18 protein-coding genes are annotated in these 17065 nt (G+C 66.7%); 14 read left to right on the plus strand and 4 right to left on the minus strand.

Annotated elements, in window-relative coordinates; genetic code table 11:
- Positions 1–254: 254 nt before the first annotated feature.
- Both hflX and LDO22_RS21385 read left to right on the plus strand, forming a co-directional pair.
- Positions 255–1832 carry a GTPase HflX gene (gene hflX / locus LDO22_RS21380; protein WP_224025613.1) on the plus strand — a complete coding sequence of 526 codons (1578 nt, stop codon included), beginning with the start codon at positions 255–257 and terminating at the stop codon, positions 1830–1832.
- Positions 1825–3882 carry an ATP-dependent DNA helicase gene (locus tag LDO22_RS21385; RefSeq protein WP_224025614.1) on the plus strand — a complete coding sequence of 686 codons (2058 nt, stop codon included), beginning with the start codon at positions 1825–1827 and terminating at the stop codon, positions 3880–3882. Before hflX ends, LDO22_RS21385 begins: the two co-directional genes overlap by 8 nt.
- Before the next feature lie 48 nt (positions 3883–3930).
- Here the strand turns inward: LDO22_RS21385 and lexA are convergent, their stop codons facing one another.
- A complete protein-coding gene (gene lexA / locus LDO22_RS21390; RefSeq protein ID WP_159632321.1) occupies positions 3931–4665 on the minus strand; it encodes a transcriptional repressor LexA in 735 nt (244 codons plus the stop codon).
- A 354-nt stretch (positions 4666–5019) separates the two neighbouring features.
- On the opposite strand from lexA, the gene LDO22_RS21395 reads away from it, so the two are divergent.
- The 8 genes from LDO22_RS21395 (at position 5020) to LDO22_RS21430 (ending at position 11428) form a co-directional block, all read left to right on the plus strand.
- Complete coding sequence (locus LDO22_RS21395; protein ID WP_159632320.1) at positions 5020–5370, plus strand: LysM peptidoglycan-binding domain-containing protein; 351 nt, start codon at positions 5020–5022, stop codon at positions 5368–5370.
- A 241-nt stretch (positions 5371–5611) separates the two neighbouring features.
- The gene (locus LDO22_RS21400; RefSeq protein ID WP_224025615.1) at positions 5612–6730 is read left to right on the plus strand and encodes a histidinol-phosphate transaminase; all 1119 of its coding nucleotides are present in this window, start codon (positions 5612–5614) and stop codon (positions 6728–6730) included.
- 61 nt (positions 6731–6791) lie between these two features.
- Positions 6792–7418, plus strand: coding sequence for an imidazoleglycerol-phosphate dehydratase HisB (gene hisB, locus LDO22_RS21405; RefSeq protein ID WP_224025616.1), 627 nt, complete (start codon positions 6792–6794; stop codon positions 7416–7418).
- On the plus strand, positions 7415–8176 hold the full coding sequence (gene hisH, locus LDO22_RS21410; RefSeq protein WP_159632317.1) for an imidazole glycerol phosphate synthase subunit HisH: 762 nt from the start codon (positions 7415–7417) through the stop codon (positions 8174–8176). Before hisB ends, hisH begins: the two co-directional genes overlap by 4 nt.
- Entirely contained in the window at positions 8177–8335 is a 159-nt protein-coding gene (locus LDO22_RS21415; RefSeq protein ID WP_224025617.1) for a hypothetical protein, read from the plus strand.
- 84 nt (positions 8336–8419) lie between these two features.
- Positions 8420–9166 (plus strand): bifunctional 1-(5-phosphoribosyl)-5-((5-phosphoribosylamino)methylideneamino)imidazole-4-carboxamide isomerase/phosphoribosylanthranilate isomerase PriA, encoded by a 747-nt coding sequence (gene priA, locus LDO22_RS21420; protein WP_224025618.1) that lies wholly within the window; start codon positions 8420–8422, stop codon positions 9164–9166.
- Between the two features lie 21 nt (positions 9167–9187).
- On the plus strand, positions 9188–10072 hold the full coding sequence (locus tag LDO22_RS21425) for an SseB family protein (protein ID WP_224025619.1): 885 nt from the start codon (positions 9188–9190) through the stop codon (positions 10070–10072).
- 57 nt (positions 10073–10129) lie between these two features.
- Positions 10130–11428 carry an MFS transporter gene (locus LDO22_RS21430; protein WP_224025620.1) on the plus strand — a complete coding sequence of 433 codons (1299 nt, stop codon included), beginning with the start codon at positions 10130–10132 and terminating at the stop codon, positions 11426–11428.
- A gap of 91 nt (positions 11429–11519) precedes the next feature.
- Here LDO22_RS21430 and LDO22_RS21435 read toward each other — a convergent pair whose 3' ends face one another.
- Positions 11520–11906: a DUF1844 domain-containing protein gene (locus LDO22_RS21435; RefSeq protein ID WP_159632313.1), complete on the minus strand. Its 387-nt coding sequence runs from the start codon at positions 11904–11906 to the stop codon at positions 11520–11522.
- 373 nt (positions 11907–12279) lie between these two features.
- On the opposite strand from LDO22_RS21435, the gene infC reads away from it, so the two are divergent.
- From infC to LDO22_RS21455, 4 genes are all read left to right on the plus strand, one after another.
- Positions 12280–13329 carry a translation initiation factor IF-3 gene (gene infC / locus LDO22_RS21440; RefSeq protein ID WP_224027304.1) on the plus strand — a complete coding sequence of 350 codons (1050 nt, stop codon included), beginning with the start codon at positions 12280–12282 and terminating at the stop codon, positions 13327–13329.
- A 118-nt stretch (positions 13330–13447) separates the two neighbouring features.
- A complete protein-coding gene (gene rpmI / locus LDO22_RS21445) occupies positions 13448–13642 on the plus strand; it encodes a 50S ribosomal protein L35 (protein WP_009358635.1) in 195 nt (64 codons plus the stop codon).
- Positions 13643–13760: 118 nt separating this feature from the next.
- The gene (gene rplT, locus LDO22_RS21450; RefSeq protein WP_018763610.1) at positions 13761–14150 is read left to right on the plus strand and encodes a 50S ribosomal protein L20; all 390 of its coding nucleotides are present in this window, start codon (positions 13761–13763) and stop codon (positions 14148–14150) included.
- 69 nt (positions 14151–14219) lie between these two features.
- Positions 14220–15146 (plus strand): RNA methyltransferase, encoded by a 927-nt coding sequence (locus tag LDO22_RS21455; RefSeq protein ID WP_224025621.1) that lies wholly within the window; start codon positions 14220–14222, stop codon positions 15144–15146.
- A 141-nt stretch (positions 15147–15287) separates the two neighbouring features.
- Here LDO22_RS21455 and LDO22_RS21460 read toward each other — a convergent pair whose 3' ends face one another.
- Together LDO22_RS21460 and LDO22_RS21465 are read right to left on the minus strand one after the other, a co-directional pair.
- The gene (locus tag LDO22_RS21460) at positions 15288–15563 is read right to left on the minus strand and encodes a GlsB/YeaQ/YmgE family stress response membrane protein (protein ID WP_159632311.1); all 276 of its coding nucleotides are present in this window, start codon (positions 15561–15563) and stop codon (positions 15288–15290) included.
- A 167-nt stretch (positions 15564–15730) separates the two neighbouring features.
- A complete protein-coding gene (locus LDO22_RS21465) occupies positions 15731–16939 on the minus strand; it encodes an MFS transporter (RefSeq protein WP_224025622.1) in 1209 nt (402 codons plus the stop codon).
- Positions 16940–17065: the final 126 nt, after the last annotated feature.

Raw genomic sequence — 17065 nt, forward strand, 5'->3', positions numbered from 1 at the left:
CCGGCCAGACCGTTCCGTCTGAGCCGGACGCCGGACAATACTCGAAAGTCAGCCCGTTGCTGCACTTCCTGCCATTCTCCGGCCTCTTCCAGCCCTGCCGCCGTCGTGAGGCGGCATTCGAGCCCCGGCATTGCAGCCGGCGGCGAAACAACCAGGAGAACTGCATGACCGCAGGCCGTCAGCCCAGCGCGAATACTTTCCAACTTCCACCCAATCAGCACTATTCTGGAACTGCCGAATCTTCAAAGGAGACCATGACCAGCCAGCCCAATACCGGTTCCGATCCAGCCGCCCAGGACATGAGTCCGCAGGAGATCCAGGCTGTCATCGACCGGATCCTCGCCAAGGACGTACCGGCCAGAAACGTCAGCACGCCCGGTGGTGAAGGCGGCAGTGGAAAAGCGGTGCTTGGCAAGGCGCAGGCCATTTCCCGCCTTGACGAAGAACACTCAACGTACGACGGCGACCAGCAGGACCTCGAGGAACGGCGCGCGCTGCGCCGGCGGGCAGGCCTGTCCACCGAACTCGAAGACGTCACCGAGGTCGAATACCGGCAGCTGCGCCTGGAACGCGTCGTCCTCGCCGGGCTCTGGTCCGAAGGAACGCTTGCCGACGCCGAAAACTCGTTGCGTGAGCTCGCTGCCCTCGCCGAGACCGCCGGTTCGGAGGTCCTCGACGGGTTGGTGCAGCGCCGCGACAAACCAGACCCCGGGACGTTCCTGGGGTCCGGCAAGGCCCAGGAGCTGAAGGACATCGTCATGGCCACCGGCGCGGACACCGTGGTGGTGGACGCCGAACTGGCACCTTCCCAGCGCCGCGGCCTTGAGGACATCGTCAAGGTCAAGGTCATCGACCGCACGGCCCTGATCCTGGACATCTTCGCGCAGCATGCCAAGAGCCGCGAAGGCAAGGCCCAGGTGGAACTGGCACAGCTGGAATACCTCCTTCCCCGCCTGCGCGGCTGGGGCGAGTCGATGTCCCGCCAGGCCGGTGGCCAGGTGGGCGGCGCTGCTGCCGGCATGGGCTCGCGTGGTCCCGGTGAGACCAAGATCGAACTGGACCGGCGCCGGATCCGTACCCGCATGGCAAAGCTGCGGCGCGAAATTGCCGCCATGAAGCCGGCCCGCGAGACCAAACGGGCCAACCGCCGTCGTAACGAAGTGCCCTCCGTGGCAATCGCCGGGTACACCAACGCCGGCAAGTCCTCGCTGCTGAACAGGCTCACGGACGCAGGTGTCCTCGTGGAGAACGCGCTGTTCGCCACGCTGGATCCCACCGTCCGCAAGGCCGAAACCGCTGACGGCCTGGGGTACACCCTGGCCGACACCGTCGGATTCGTCCGTTCGCTGCCCACCCAGTTGGTGGAAGCCTTCCGTTCCACCCTGGAAGAGGTCGCCGACTCGGACCTGATCCTGCACGTGGTGGACGTTTCGCACCCTGACCCCGAAGGGCAGATCGCAGCGGTCCGGAAGGTCTTCAGCGAAGTCGATGCCCGCAAGGTGCCGGAAATCATCGTCCTGAACAAGGCCGATGCAGCCGACCCCTTCGTGGTGGAACGGCTGAAGCAGCGCGAGCCGCGGCACGTGGTGGTCTCCGCCCGGACGGGGGAGGGCATTCCGGAACTCCTAATGGCCATCAGTGAGTCCATTCCCCGGCCATCGGTCAAGATGGAGCTGCTCATTCCGTACGACCGCGGGGACCTGCTCAGCAAGCTCCACGAGTCCGACGCCGAAATCCTCAGCCTGGACCACGTTGAGGCAGGCACCAGGGCTGCCGTGATGGTCCGGGAGGGCCTCGCGTCTGAACTGGAACCATTCGTCGTCAATGACTGACCCCGCGGCCGGCGAAGCTGCGCAGACGGCGGGCGAGCAGTTCGTTATTGAACTGCTCGACCGCGCCGTCGCCGGCATGGGCGGACAAAGCCGCACCGGACAACACGAAATGGCCCGCCAGGTGGCCCGGGCCATCGAAACGGGCAACCACTTGTTGGTCCAGGCAGGCACCGGCACCGGCAAATCGCTCGCCTACCTGGTGCCGCTTATCGCCCATGCCCTGGAAAGCAACAAGCCGGCCCTGGTGTCCACGGCCACGCTGGCATTGCAGACCCAGATTGTGGGCAGGGACCTGCCCCGGCTCCTGAAGAACATCACGCCGGCACTGGACCGGCCGGTCAAGGTTGCCCTGGTCAAGGGGCGGTCCAACTACGTTTGCCGCCACAAGCTTGAAGGCGGGTTCCCGTCAGAGGAACCCTCGGAAGGTCAGCTCTTCTCCCTGGGAGAGGACACCAGCGTTCCACATTTCGCTGCTTCCGTGGGCGGACCATCGTCGCAGCTTGGCAAGGAAGTGGTGCGGCTCCGCGAATGGGCTGAAAAGACAGCCACCGGCGACAGGGACGAGCTCCTGCCGGGTGTGACCGACCGTGCCTGGCGCCAGGTTTCCGTGACCTCGATGGAATGCCTGGGGGCACAGAAATGCCCAATGGCCGCCGAATGCTTCAGCGAACTCGCCCGCCAGGACGCAGCCGACGCCGATGTGGTGGTGACCAACCACGCCATGCTGGCCGTCAGCGCGTTCGAGGGACTCGCGGTCCTGCCCGAATACGACGTCGTGGTGGTGGACGAAGCGCACGAACTGCAGGACCGGGTCACTGGCGCCGTGTCCGGACAGTTGTCCGTGGCCATGGTCCACGCTGCCGCTTCGGGTGCCCGGAAACATACCGCCATCACCGTTGATGCCCTGAACGCCGCAGCTGCCAACCTGGAGCTGGCTCTTGCCGGCGCGCCGAACGGTCTGCTTCCCAACGGGCTGAATGATGAACAGCTCGACTGCGTGGACCAATTGCGTGAAGCGTGCCGCGCCGCGTTGTCCGATTCCAAAGGGGACAGCAACACCACAGCCGACGGCGGGCGGCAGCTGGCGCGTTCCCGGCTGATGCTCATCCTGGAACTCTGCGAAAGGCTCATTGCTGCACGCGAGAACCGCGAAGTGGTGTGGTTTTCCCGCGCCAGCACCTTCGACCCCGGCCAGGGATACTCACCGCCCGATGACAGTGCACCGGTGCTGATTAACATAGCCCCGCTGTCCGTCGCCGGCAGGCTGCGGGAGGGGCTTTTTGCGGACCATACCGTCGTGCTGACCTCTGCCACCCTGGCCATTGGCTCCGCCTTTGAACCGGCGGCCGGGGGACTGGGCCTGGTAGGCGACGGAGCCCCCAGCTGGACGGGCGTGGATGTTGGCTCGCCCTTCGACTATCCCAAACAGGGCATCCTCTACGTCGCCGGCCACCTGCCCAAGCCCGGCCGCGGCGTGTCACCGGAAGCGCTGTCAGAACTCGAAGCACTCATCAAGGCATCCGGTGGGGGCGCCCTGTGCCTGTTCTCCTCGCGTCGGGCCGCCGAAGAGGCCGCCGATGCCCTCCGGCCCAAGCTCAATATGACTGTTCTCTGCCAGGGCGAGTCGACCATGACCGCCCTGGTGAAGCAATTCGCCGACGAACCGGACACCTGCCTCTTCGGAACCATGTCCCTGTGGCAGGGCGTCGACGTTCCCGGAGGATCCTGCCGGCTGGTGGTGATAGACCGCATCCCCTTCCCGCGGCCGGACGATCCCCTGATGACGGCGCGTTCGCGTGCCGTGGCGCAGGCAGGGGGAAACGGCTTCATGTCCGTTTCCGCCACCCACGCGGCCATCCGGCTTGCGCAGGGCGCCGGCCGCCTGATCAGGTCTACCGGGGACAAAGGGGTGGTGGCTGTCCTGGACTCACGGCTGGCCACCGAACGCTATGCGGGATTCCTGCGCGGGGCGCTGCCCCCGTTCTGGGCCACCACCGATCGCGCCAAGGCGCTGGCTGCGCTCACCCGGCTTGGTGCAGACGCTTCCTGAGAAACCGCCGGACAACGCCTGCGCGGATGCCGCGCAGGCGTGCGCAGGCTAGAGCGAACGCAGGACTGAGACGACCTTGCCCATGATGGTGGCGTGGTCGCCCAGGATTGGTTCGTACTGCGTGTTCTGGGGGAGCAGCCAGGTGTGTCCGTCGCGCTGGCGGAACGTCTTCACGGTCGCCTCGTCGTCCAGCAGGGCAGCAACAATGTCCCCGTTGGCAGCGTCAGCCTGCCGCCGCACCACCACCCAGTCGCCGTCGCAAATGGCGGCGTCCACCATGGAGTCACCGGCCACCCTCAGCATGAAAAGTTCGCCCTGGCCCACCAGCTGGCGGGGCAGCGGCATGACGTCTTCCACGAGCTGTTCGGCGAGGATGGGGCCGCCGGCGGCAATCCGGCCCACCAGCGGAACCATGGCCGTATCCAGCGCGGTGGGCAGTTCGGTGACCGTGGCGCCGCCGCCCGCAGCCTGCGGCGCAGGAGACGCGCCGGCGCCTTTGCCCCCGCCGTCGAGCGTGAGCGGCATCAGCACTTCCATGGCGCGCGGCCGCTTGGGGTCGCGGCGCAGGTAACCCAGCTTCTCCAACTGTGAGAGCTGGTGGGTCACGCTGGACAGGCTCGCAAGGCCGACGGTATCGCCGATCTCGCGCATGGAGGGCGGATAACCGTTCTCGTTGACCGAGCGCTGGATGGTTTCGAGGATCTTTTTCTGCCGTGGGGTCAGGCCCTTGGCTGTCCTCTTGGATTGCGGGGCGGTCCTGCCCCCGGCGGCTGCTGCTGCCATATTCGCCAATGCCTTTCGCTTGCCGCCGGATCTTCCGTGTGCCGCTGTTGCACAGTGCCGCCGGAAGGACTCCCACTGTCATTGTCAGACCCTGCTGTTCAACTTCAGTGGTGGATGTTCTGTGGTTCCAAAACTAGGCCAGCCACATTGCTTTTTCAAACATTTGTTCTAGCGAGTCTCGACATTGTTCGTTGATAGGTGCTAAAACTTAACATGCAAAGTTCGAACATGTGTTCTAACCAGCAGATGCCCCATTCGAATACGCGGCCGGGAGAAGTCACGGCGCGATATGCGCGGCAAGGCAGCAGCGGGCGGACACCCGGGCAGCACGGCAAGTCCAGGAGGGCTTAGTTCATGTCAGCTTTATCTCTTCACCAGGTTTCACCTTCGTCCGCACCCCTGCGGCTGACCCGCCGGGGGAGGATCGTCCTGATCGGAGTTCCGCTCGTGCTCCTGGCTGTACTCCTGCTGTCGCTTTCGGGCCTCTTCCACTCCCCGGCCAAGGCCTCGGATTCGGCCGCCGACCTTGCCGTGACGCCCACCGTCACGGTGACCGTGCAGTCCGGCCAGTCGCTGTGGGCCATTGCGGGCGCCGTCGCTCCGGACCGGGACGCCCGGGACGTCGTGGCAGACATCGTCCAGCTCAACAACCTTGCCGCGGGCACCGTTCTTCCGGGCCAGCAGCTCTTCGTCCCCACTCACTGACCGTCCCCGCCCACTGACTGTCCCGCCCACTGACCGGCCGCCCACTGACCGGCCGCCCACTGACCGGCCGCCCACTGACCGGCCGCCCACTGACCGGCGCCACCCCTGAGTTCGTGGCCTCTGCGAGGGTGGCCTGCCTGGCTGGCTGGCAAGCCCTGGAGCGGGCCGCCGCGGGACATGCCGAGGGCGAACAGGAACCGTCACATTTTCCGGTCGTTGCCGCGGCAACTAAACTGTTCAGGTGAACGACCAGCTAGAACGTCTGAACCGGCTTCCCCTCCGCAGCAACCTCCGCGGCCTGACCCCTTACGGGGCGCCCCAACTGGACGTCCCCATTCTGCTGAACGTCAATGAAAACACCCATGGTGTCCCCGCCGACGTGCGCGCAGCCATCAGTGCCGCCGTGACGGAGGCCGCTGCGGGTCTAAACCGTTACCCGGACCGTGAGTTCACCGCGCTCCGGAAGGCCCTGGCCGAATACCTCGGGCATGGGCTCGATGAAACCAACCTGTGGGCCGCCAACGGTTCCAACGAGGTCCTCCAGCAGATCCTCCAGGCCTTTGGCGGTCCGGGCCGCACCGCATTGGGTTTCCCGCCCACGTACTCCATGTACCCGCTGCTGGCCAGCGGAACAGACACGCAGTACATCACCGGGGAGCGCGCGGAGGGCTATGACCTCAGCGCGGAGTCGGCCGCGCGCCAGGTCAAGGAACTGCAGCCGAACATCGTGTTCCTCTGCTCGCCCAACAACCCCACCGGGACCGGACTTGGGCTGGACGTCGTGGAGTCCGTCTACGAGGCCGGTTCGGACAGCCAGGCCATCGTCATAGTCGATGAGGCGTACCACGAGTTCGCGCACGACGGAACGCCCAGCGCGCTGACGCTCCTGCCCGGCCGTGAGCGGCTGATCGTGTCCCGCACCATGAGCAAAGCGTTCGCCCTGGCGGGGGCCCGGCTCGGCTACATGGCCGCTGCACCCGAGGTCACCGACGCCCTGCGCCTGGTCCGCCTGCCGTACCACCTGTCCGCCATCACCCAGGCCACCGCCCTGGCCGCACTCGAACACCGCGAAGCGCTCATGGCCGACGTCGAGGACATTAAGAAGCAGCGGGACCGCATCGTGGCCGAACTGACCAGGATGGGCCTCAAGCCCGCCGCGTCGGACTCCAACTACGTGTTCTTTGGCGGCCTGGAAAATCCGCACCAGGTCTGGCAGGAACTGCTGGACGCGGGCGTGCTCATCCGGGACGTGGGCATCCCCGGCCACCTCCGGGTCACCGCAGGCACTGAGGCGGAAACCACAGCCTTCCTCACGTCCCTGGAACGCATCCTTGCCGACCACGCCGCGCTTCACGCCTAGACTTGATACTGCGGCGCTGGTCGCCTTGAACCACTCCTTCTCCCACTAAGGATCCTTCACCATGAGTCCAACCGGATCGAATACGGCTGCTGCCCGGACCGCCCGCATGGAGCGTGCCACCAGCGAGTCCTCCGTACTCGTGGAGATCAACCTCGACGGAACCGGCGTATCGGACATCGATACCTCGGTGCCGTTCTACGACCACATGCTGACCGCCCTGTGCAAGCACTCACTGATCGACATGACGGTCAAGGCCACCGGCGACACCCACATCGACGTCCACCACACCGTGGAGGACGTCGCCATCACCTTCGGCGAGGTCCTCCGGACCGCCCTGGGCAACAAAGCAGGGATCCGCCGGTTCGGCGAAGCCACCGTGCCGCTGGATGAGGCCCTTGCCAATGCGGTGGTGGACGTGTCCGGCCGCCCGTATCTGGTGCACGGGGGTGAGCCGGCGGGCCAGGAATACCACCTGATCGGCGGCCACTTCACCGGGTCCCTGACCCGCCACGTGTTCGAGGCCATCACCCTGCACGCCGGCATCTGCCTGCACATGAACGTGATTGCCGGCCGGGACCCGCACCACATCGTCGAGGCACAGTTCAAGGCCTTTGCCCGCGCCCTCCGCGCCGCCGTCGAACCGGATCCCCGGGTTGAGGGCATCCCGTCCACCAAGGGTGCGCTGTGAGCGGGCAGGTCCTGAAGGACGGGGCAATCATCGACCCGTCGGCGTCGCGCAGCCTGCCGTCGCCGGAGGGCAAGCCCACGGTCACGGTGCTGGACTACGGGTCCGGGAACGTCCGCTCGGCCGTGCGCGCGCTGGAACGTGCCGGCGCGGAAGTGGTCCTGAGCGCCAAGCCGGAAGACGTGCTGAACGCGGACGGTCTGGTGGTGCCGGGCGTCGGCGCGTTCGAGACCGTGATGCGCGAGCTCAAGGCCGTGGACGGCATCCGGCTCATCGGCCGGCGCGTGGCAGGCGGCCGCCCTGTCCTTGGTATCTGCGTGGGCCTGCAGGTCCTGTTTGAAGCCGGCGTCGAACACGGTACCGAAGCGCAGGGCATCGGCGAATGGCCCGGCAAGGTGGAGGCACTCCCCGCGGAAGTTGTTCCGCACATGGGCTGGAACACCGTCAAGGTCCCCGAAGGCTCGAAACTCTTTGCCGGCGTCGAAAACGAGCGGTTCTACTTCGTGCACTCCTACGGCGTGCAGGAATGGAACTTCGACGTCATCCAGCCCCGGATGGCGCCGCCCCTGGTTACTTGGTCCGAGCATGGCGGACCGTTCATCGCTGCCGTAGAAAACGGCCCGCTCTGCGCCACCCAGTTCCACCCCGAAAAGTCCGGCGATGCCGGTGCGCGGCTCCTGCGCAACTGGGTGGAAGGCCTGCGCAAGCCGGCCGCCGCTGACTCCGGCGCCCCGGCCGCCGACGCCGGCAGTGACGCCTAGATGTGGCCCGTACTCCTGACGGGCCTCGCCGGCCTGCTGATTGGCGGCGGCATCTCGTTCCGGCAGCAGCGCAAGCCCCTCTGGACCCAGGTGGCCTTTTACGTCCTGGCCGCCATGTCGCTGGTCGCCGCCTACCTGCTCACGCTGCCGGCCGGCTGATCCAGGGGCTCCGCGGCACTGCCTGAACGCGCCGACTTCCACCCGCCTTTGCCCGAAACCGAAGAACCAACATCGAGGATGAGTATGACCACCGCACATGACCTGCCGGTACTTGAACTGCTGCCTGCCGTCGACGTCGTCAACGGCCAGGCCGTCCGGCTGGTCCAGGGCGAGGCAGGAAGCGAAACCAGCTACGGAACGCCCCTCGAAGCGGCGCTGAACTGGCAGCAGCAGGGCGCCGAATGGGTTCACCTGGTGGACCTTGACGCAGCGTTTGGGCGTGGCTCCAACGCCGACCTGCTCCGCGAGGTGGTGGGCAGGCTGGACATCAAGGTGGAGCTCTCGGGCGGCCTCCGCGATGACGAGACCCTGGAAGCAGCCCTCGATTTGGGTGTGGCGCGCGTCAACCTTGGGACCGCAGCACTGGAAAACCCGGAGTGGACTGCCCGGGCCATCGAGCGTTTCGGCGACATGATCGCCGTCGGCCTTGACGTCCGGGGGACCACCCTGGCCGGCCGTGGCTGGACGAAGGAAGGCGGGGACCTGTGGGACGTGCTGGGCCGCCTCGAAGAGGCCGGCTGCGCCCGCTACGTGGTGACCGATGTGACCAAGGACGGCACCCTGCAGGGCCCGAACGTTGAACTCCTGCGCCAGATGGTCGAGAAGACCGGCAAGCCCGTGGTGGCCTCCGGCGGCATCTCCAGCCTGGACGACCTCAAGGTCCTCCGCTCGCTGGTTCCCCTGGGCGTCGAAGGCGCCATTGTGGGCAAGGCCCTCTACGCCGGTGCCTTCACGCTGCCCGAAGCCCTCGACGTCGCCGGCCGCCGCTAGGCGCGGGGAAGCAGCCCGGCCATGCCCAGCTCCGAAGAACCGGTAAGCCCTCCCGCCCGCCACCTGCCCGGCCACATTGCGGCGGCGCTGGCCGGCGCCGGTGGTGCCACGGACTCCGCGGGCCAGCCATGGGCCGGCCGCAGCCTCGCCGGTGAGGACGCAAAGATCCACAACTTCGAGGACGACGACGGAACGGCCGACGCCGGCTACCTCGCCGCAATTGCCGCGCTCCGCCAGGGGCGGGGCGACGAGGCTGACGTCGTTGCGTCGCTGGCCACGGCCCGGGTCTTCATTCCCATCGTGGCGCAGCTGGCTGAAGAAGCAGAAACAGAGCACGGGCTGCACGCTGACAAACAGGCGGATATGGCGCTGGTGACGCTGAAGGCTGCGGACGGACGGACTGCGCTGCCGGCCTTCACGTCGGCAGACGCATTGTCCGCATGGCATCCCGAAGCCCGTCCGGTGGCCGTCTATGCCGCCCGCGCGGCGCTCTCGGCCGTCGCCGAAGGTGCAGAACTCCTGGTCCTGGATCCGGGCGCCGACGTGACGTTCGTGGTGCGCAGGCCCGGTGTCTGGGCCCTCGCCCAGCAGCATGGCTGGACCCCTTCCTACAGTGACCCGGAGCTTGCCGCCGAAATGGGCACCGCTGCCGCCGGCTTCGCGGCTGTCCGCGGCATCGAGCTGCTGCCCGGCAGGGGAGTGGCCGCCATGGCCGCCGACGGCTCTGTTGTTCCAGGCGGTGGTGCCGGGCCGGAGCTGCAAGTGGTGCTTTACCTTGAAGACGGCCTCGACGCTGCCGGTGTGCAGGAGCTGGTGGCCGGCCTGCAGTCAAAGTGGTCACAGAATGTATTGTTTGGGGAGCGCGTCGACTCCCTTGAAATCAAACTGAGGCGCGCTCCCGATTAACCGCTGCAGGGTGGGTGATCCCCGCCGGTACAGCGGAATACCCTGAAGGACCGCTTCGTGAATTTCGCTCTCTACCGGGAGTTGCTCGCCATCCGGCCGATCCGGCGGCTGCTGCTGGTGGGCATGGTTGCCCGCATCCCCCATTCAGCCGCGGGGGTCCTGCTGACCCTGCATATCGTCCTCACCCTGGGCCAGGGCTACGCCGCAGCCGGCGCTGCAGCGGCGGTCATGACCATCGGCATTGCCCTCGGGGCGCCGTGGCGGGGGAGGCGCGTGGACACCGTGGGGTTGCGGACCGCCCTCATCCCGTCGGTCATCTCGGAGACCGTGATCTGGTCCATCGTGCCCCATGTGTCGTACCAGTGGCTCCTGCCGCTGGTCTTCGTGGGCGGCCTGCTCACATTGCCCATTTTCAGCGTGGTGCGGCAATCCTTGGGTGTCCTGGCCGAGGGTGACCAGCGGCGCACCGCGTTCGCCCTGGACGCCATCACCACGGAATTCGTATTCATGATCGGGCCGGCCGCCGGCGCCGTCGTAGCTACCAGCGGCCACACTACTGCGGGACTGACAGTGGTGGGCGTGGCTACGTCCCTCGCCGGGCTGTTCCTCATGTGGTTCAACCCGCCCACCCGCAGCCGGGACCAAACGGTCGAATGCGTCGAGGATGAACAGCACGCTGCGGAAGTCGCCGTCGTCTCCACGGCACCGGCGCATGTCCAGGAAGCGGCCGCGGAGCTGGCCCCTGCGGGCGCGGCCACCAGCGCGGCGCAGGGCGGCCTGCGGGGAAGGCTGGCCGGCGGCTTCGCCTGGTTCACCGCCACGGTCGCGGCACTCTTCGCCGTTGCCGCCGGCGCGGGCATGGTCCTCAGCGGCACCGACGTCGGCATTGTCGCGGCCCTGGAAACCGGCGGCCACCAGAGCGAAATCGGAATTGTCTTTGTCTTCTGGTGCGCTGCCTCCGTGCTGGGCGGCCTGATTTACGGCGCCATGCACCGGCCCATTCCACCTGTCATCCTGCTGCTGGGCATGGCCGCGCTGACGCTGCCCATGGCCTTCGCCCACGACACGTGGACGCTTGCCTTCATATCCGTCCTCCCCGGCCTGCTCTGCGCCCCCGTGCTGTCCGCGGCCTCCGAGAAGGTCGCGGACCTGGTATCGGAGGAACGGCGCGGGGAGGCCATGGGCTGGTACGGCTCCGCGCTGACCGCCGGCGTTGCGCTCGGTTCGCCCCTCGCCGGGGTCTTCATCGACATCATGGGCCCCTCCGGCGGCTTCGTGTCCGTCGGCGCCGCCGGCGTGCTGCTCTGCCTGGTGGGCCTAGCGCTCCAGCAGCGCCGCCGCCGCGCCGCCGCCTGAGCGGCCCCATCCAGCGGGGAGTTAAAGCGCGACGGCGGGACAGCCTGCAAAGGCCGTCCCGCCGTCGGACGCTGCTTGGGGGAGTTGCTCCCTAGTTCACGGCCCCGGTGTACTTTTCACCCGGGCCCTTGCCCGGTGCATCCGGAATCAGCGACTCTTCACGGAAAGCCAGCTGCAGGGACCGCAGGCCGTCGCGCAAGGGCCCTGCGTGCTGGGAACCGATCTCGGGGGCGGCTGCGGTCACCAGGCCGGCCAGCGCGGTGATCAGCTTCCGGGCCTCGTCGAGGTCCTTGAGTTCGGCTGCGTTGTCCTCTGCGGCCAGGCCAAGCTTTACCGCGGCCGCGCTCATCAGGTGCACGGCGGCCGTGGTGATGACCTCGATGGCGGGAACTTCGGAGATGTCGCGGATCTGTTGTGAAACGTCTGCGCCTGCTTCGCCGGGCTCGAAGACGTACGAATTACTGTCTGAGGTGCTCATACTGGTAAGCTTGACACAGACCGACTGGATGTCGTTATTTCAGAGATTGTCCCAAACGATCAGGTTCCCAACAGCGCTTCGCGGCGTTGACGGGAATTTTTTCTGTAGAATGGCTTCCAGTTTGCAAGCGGAGTTCTCTCCCACCCGCGTCAGCCGCTGTCCCACCCGTTCCTTTGGAACCTGCAGGGACGCAAGGTTGCCGGGTACCTGGTTGGGCATGGGCCGGCATTTGCCGGGACCGTGCACGTGCAGCCCTTTGCGGGGTTGCCGGTCCAACCTCTTTGAGGCCTTCGATTGCTCCGGCAATTGGGGGCCTTCTTCATTTGCTGGACTCAACAACAAACACAGGAGCTTTAACATTAGCGAGCCAAGAATCAATGAGCGTATCCGCGTCCCCGAGGTGCGGCTGGTCGGCCCTGCAGGTGAACAGGTAGGAATCGTCCGTATTGAGGATGCCCTGCGCCTGGCTGCCGAGTCCGACCTTGATCTCGTTGAAGTTGCACCTCAGGCGAAGCCTCCGGTGTGCAAGCTGATGGACTTCGGCAAGTACAAGTACGAGGCCGCAGTCAAGGCACGTGAGGCCCGGAAGAACCAGACGAACACGGTTCTGAAGGAAATCCGCTTCCGCCTGAAGATCGACACCCACGACTACGAGACCAAGCGCGGCCACGCCCTGCGCTTCCTCGGCGCCGGGGACAAGGTCAAGGCCATGATCCAGTTCCGTGGCCGTGAGCAGCAGCGTCCGGAGATGGGCATCCGCCTGCTCCAGCGCTTCGCGGACGACGTCGCCGAAGTCGGCGTGGTGGAGTCCAGCCCCCGTATCGACGGCCGCAACATGGTCATGGTGGTTGGTCCGCTGAAGAACAAGGCTGAGGCCAAGGCGGAAGCACGCCGGGCAACCCAGCGCGCCGAGGCCAAGGCCCAGAACGAAGCCAAGGCTGCGGGACGGGTTGACACCTCCGGCGAGGACCAGGCCCCCATGACCCAGTCACTGGCGGACCTCCTGCCGGAAGGCTTCACCGTCTCCACTGAACCGGAGGCACCGGCCGCGGACAGCGCCCCGGCTGAAGCCCCTGCTGCCGCTCCTGAGCAGGAAGCCCCCAAGGCCCCCGCTCCGAAGCAGGAAGCTCCAAAGCAGGAAGCCCCGAAGGCCGAAGCCCCCAAGGCTCCCGCTCCGAAGCAGGAAGCTCCGAAGCAGGAAGCCCCGAAGGCCGCCGCTCCCAAGGCTGCTGCACCGAAGGCCGCCGCTCCGGCGCCCAAGCCTGCAGCTGCCGCCAAGCCGGAAGCTGCCGCACCGTCGGCGCCGAAGCCGGCTGGTGTGCCTGCGCCGCCGAAGCCGGTGGCCAGGCCTGCTGCACCGAAGCCTGCTGCCCGCCCTGCCCCCAAGGCAGTGCCGAAGCCGGCCGGTAAGAAGACCAACTAGTTCACAGCTGCCGGGGCGTGTCCCCGGCAGTCAGCAACCAGCATGCTGCCCGCAGGGGTGGCTGCGCGATAGAACTGCCGGCCCCCGGGTCCGCAGAAACGTAAGGAGATCGGTTCCCATGCCGAAGATGAAGACCCACAGTGGTGCTAAGAAGCGCTTCAAGCTGACCGGCAGCGGCAAGCTGCGCCGCCAGCAGGCCAACCGCCGCCACTACCTGGAGCACAAGTCCAGCCGCCTGACCCGCCGCCTTGCCGGCGACAAGATCGTCTTCAAGGGCGACGCCAAGGTCATCCGGAAGATGCTCGGCATCTAGTTTCCAAGTTTATTGATGGACCGCCCACCGGTGGTCCGTCACCTGCCAAACAGCCTTCTCAGGCCGCCGGAACACCGGCAACAGATGCTTGGGATCAGATTTTCGAAGGAGTACGCACGTGGCACGTGTGAAGAGGGCGGTCAACGCCCACAAGAAGCGCCGGGTTGTTCTTGAACGGGCGAAGGGTTACCGCGGACAGCGTTCGCGCCTGTACCGCAAGGCCAAGGAACAGCTGCTGCACTCGTTTGTGTACAGCTACGGTGACCGCAAGAAGAAGAAGGGCGACTTCCGCCGCCTGTGGATCCAGCGCATCAACGCTGCGTCCCGCGCCAACGGCCTCACCTACAACCGCCTCATCCAGGGCCTGAAGGCCGCTGAGGTCGAGGTTGACCGCCGCATGCTGGCCGAGCTTGCCGTTTCTGACGCCAACGCCTTCGCCGCACTGGTCCAGGTGGCCAAGGACTCCCTGCCGGCAGACACCTCCGCCAAGAAGGTTGCCGCAGCCTAGCAGCCGCTGCCGCCCCTCGCCTGAGGGGCCAGTTCAGGAACTGGAAGCGTCAGCTACTACAGTTCTTGTATGAACGAAACCGGGCGCCCGCAAGATCTTCCACTGTCCAACCCCCGAGCCGATCGGGTCAGGGACGTGGCAAGGCTTGCAGGGCGCCCGGCCCGTTTAAAGCGTGGCCAATTCCTTGCCGAAGGGCCGCAGGCGGTCCGGGAAGCCCTCAAGCTCCACCAGCAGCGCCTCGCGGCGGGAGCGCCCGGAGTGGTTACCGAGGTATTCGCCAGCGAAAGCTGCCTGGACCGCTTCCCCGAATTCGAACAGCTCGCCGAAGGCACCAACGCCCGGCTGGCCACCGATGAGGTCCTGGCGGCCATGGCGGACACCGTCAACCCGCAGGGAATCGTGGCCGTCTGCAGGTTCGTGGACGTTGAGCTGGCGGACGTGCTCGACGCCGGCCCGCGCCTGATTGCCGTGCTGTGCCAGGTCCGGGACCCGGGAAATGCAGGAACCGTGCTGCGTGCGGCCGATTCGGCCGGCGCCGACGCCGTCATTTTCACAGCGTCCAGCGTGGATATCTACAACCCCAAGGCGGTCCGCTCCACCGCAGGGTCGCTGTTCCATCTTCCGGTCGTCCTGGCCGCAGATCCCGCGGAACTGGCTGCCGCCTGCAAGGCCCGGGGCATCGGCGTCCTCGCTGCCGACGGTTACGGGCAGCTGGACCTGGATGTCCTGCAGGACGAGAACGCGCGGCGCAGGCTCACCGGGGACGGCCCTGAATCCGCCTTTGACCTCGCTGCACCGACCGCCTGGTTCTTTGGGAATGAGGCCCAGGGACTCTCGGATGAGGAGCTTGAACTGGCCGACCACCGGGTGGCGGTCCCGGTATACGGCGCGGCCGAAAGCCTCAACCTTGGAACCGCAGCCACCGTGTGCCTCTACGCCAGCGCCCGATCCCAGCGCCGCCCCGACACTGCCGCCGGGCAGGTCCGCGCCGGGTAAGGGGAGCACGACGGCGGCCCGCGGCCCGCGCCCGGCCGCACTCCCGGTGCCCGCATGCACATCCGCGGAGCAGCATTGTTGCCGGGCACAAAGAAAGGCCCCGGAAATCCGGGGCCCGATGGTTGTTGCTGGACAGAGTTATCAGGGAGCGCGGCTGGCTTTTCCGCGTCCGGTGACGGCTCCGTAGATGCCGGCGACAACCAGGCCGCCGACGATAGCGAGAATCCAGGTGCCGAGGTCGAAGAAGGCAAGATCGCCCTTGTTGAACAGGAGGCTGCCAATCCAGCCGCCAACGATGGCTCCAACGACACCCAGGATGAGGCTGGTAACCCAGCCGCCGCCGACCCGACCGGGCATAACGGCTTTAACGATGGCCCCGACAATCAGGCCCAGAATAATCCAAGCAAGAAAACCCATGTCTCCTCCTCATTGTGACCGGGATTAATAGTCCCGATGAGCCTCAAGCTAACATAAGCACCCCGCAAAGTCAGTAGCCCCAAAAAGGGCGTTGCCGCATCGTTAGGAGCGTGTATCGGCGGGAAGTTTCAGGGGCCGTGGCCGCGGGGCGCGCAGTGGGCCACGGCTTAGCCCGCCAGCGGCCTCTTCCGTTCCAACAGGCCGCTGAGGAGGGCGACGCCGAAACCGAGGACGGCCAGGACGGCGCCGACGAGTGCCGGGGCAACGAAGCCCCACCCGAGGGCGATGACCACTCCACCAAGGAACGCGCCGAGTGCGTTGGCGACGTTGAGGGCGGCATGGTTGAGGGAAGATGCCAGCGACGGTGCATCCGGGGAGGCGTCGAGGAGCCGGGTCTGCAGGGCGGGGATCAGCATGGAACCGGAAGCTCCCACCACGAACACCATCACCATGGCGCTCCACTGCCAGTGGGCTGCCACCGCGTAAACCACCAGGGCCACGGCAATGGCCGGGAGGACCCGGTAGAGGGTGCCCATTACCGATTTGTCGGCCAACCTGCCACCCACGATGTTGCCGGCCACCATCCCCAGTCCGTACAGGGCCACCACCAGGGGGAGCAGCCCCGACGGGATGCCGGCCACGGCCGTCATGGTGTGCGCGATATAGGTGTAGGTGGCGAAGAAGCCGCCGAAGCCCACGATGCCCACCAGGAGGGCCAACCAGACCTGTAGCCGCTTGAGGGCGCCAAGTTCGCGACGGATGCTGGCATCGGGGTGGGCCTGCTGGAACGGGACGAACTTCCACACCATGGCCAGGGCCACCAGGCCGATGGCGCCCACCAGGACAAACAGCAGGCGCCACCCGAAGGTTTGGCCCAGCCAGGTGGCGAACGGGACGCCCACCACGTTGGAGACACTGAGCCCGGCCATGACCATGGAGATGGCCCAGCCCCGCCGGGTGGGGGGAACCAGGGATGCAGCGATGACGGCAGCAACTCCGAAGAACGCCCCGTGGGGCAGCCCGGCGGCAAAGCGGGACACGAGCATCGTCCCGTAGTCAGGGGCTATGAACGAGGTCAGGTTGGCCACGGTGAAGAACAGCAGGAGGCCCAGTGCCAGTTTCTTGCGGGGCAGCCTGGCGCCGACGGCGGCAAGGAGCGGAGCGCCTACCACGACTCCCAGTGCGTAGGCGGAGATCAGGTGCCCGGCCTCTGGAGTACTGATCCCCAGGCCCTGTTCCACTTCCTTCAGCAGGCCCATCATGGTGAACTCGGTGACGCCGATGCCCACCCCGCCCATGGCCAGGGCAAAGATGGCCATGCCGACGTTGGGGGTCTTGGTGCGGGCTGCCGTGGACGGGGAAAGGACGCTGCTCATATGCCTGCTTTTCAAAAAGTGGAACTGGAAGTGGGACGGGACGCCACGGCAATGGGGCAGGAATCCGGACAGTGAGGCCAACCCCGGGCGGGCAGGCCCTATTCCCTGGGACGGGAAATGCTGATC

The organism is Arthrobacter sp. NicSoilC5 (genome assembly GCF_019977395.1).
In the GTDB taxonomy this organism is placed as follows: domain Bacteria; phylum Actinomycetota; class Actinomycetes; order Actinomycetales; family Micrococcaceae; genus Arthrobacter.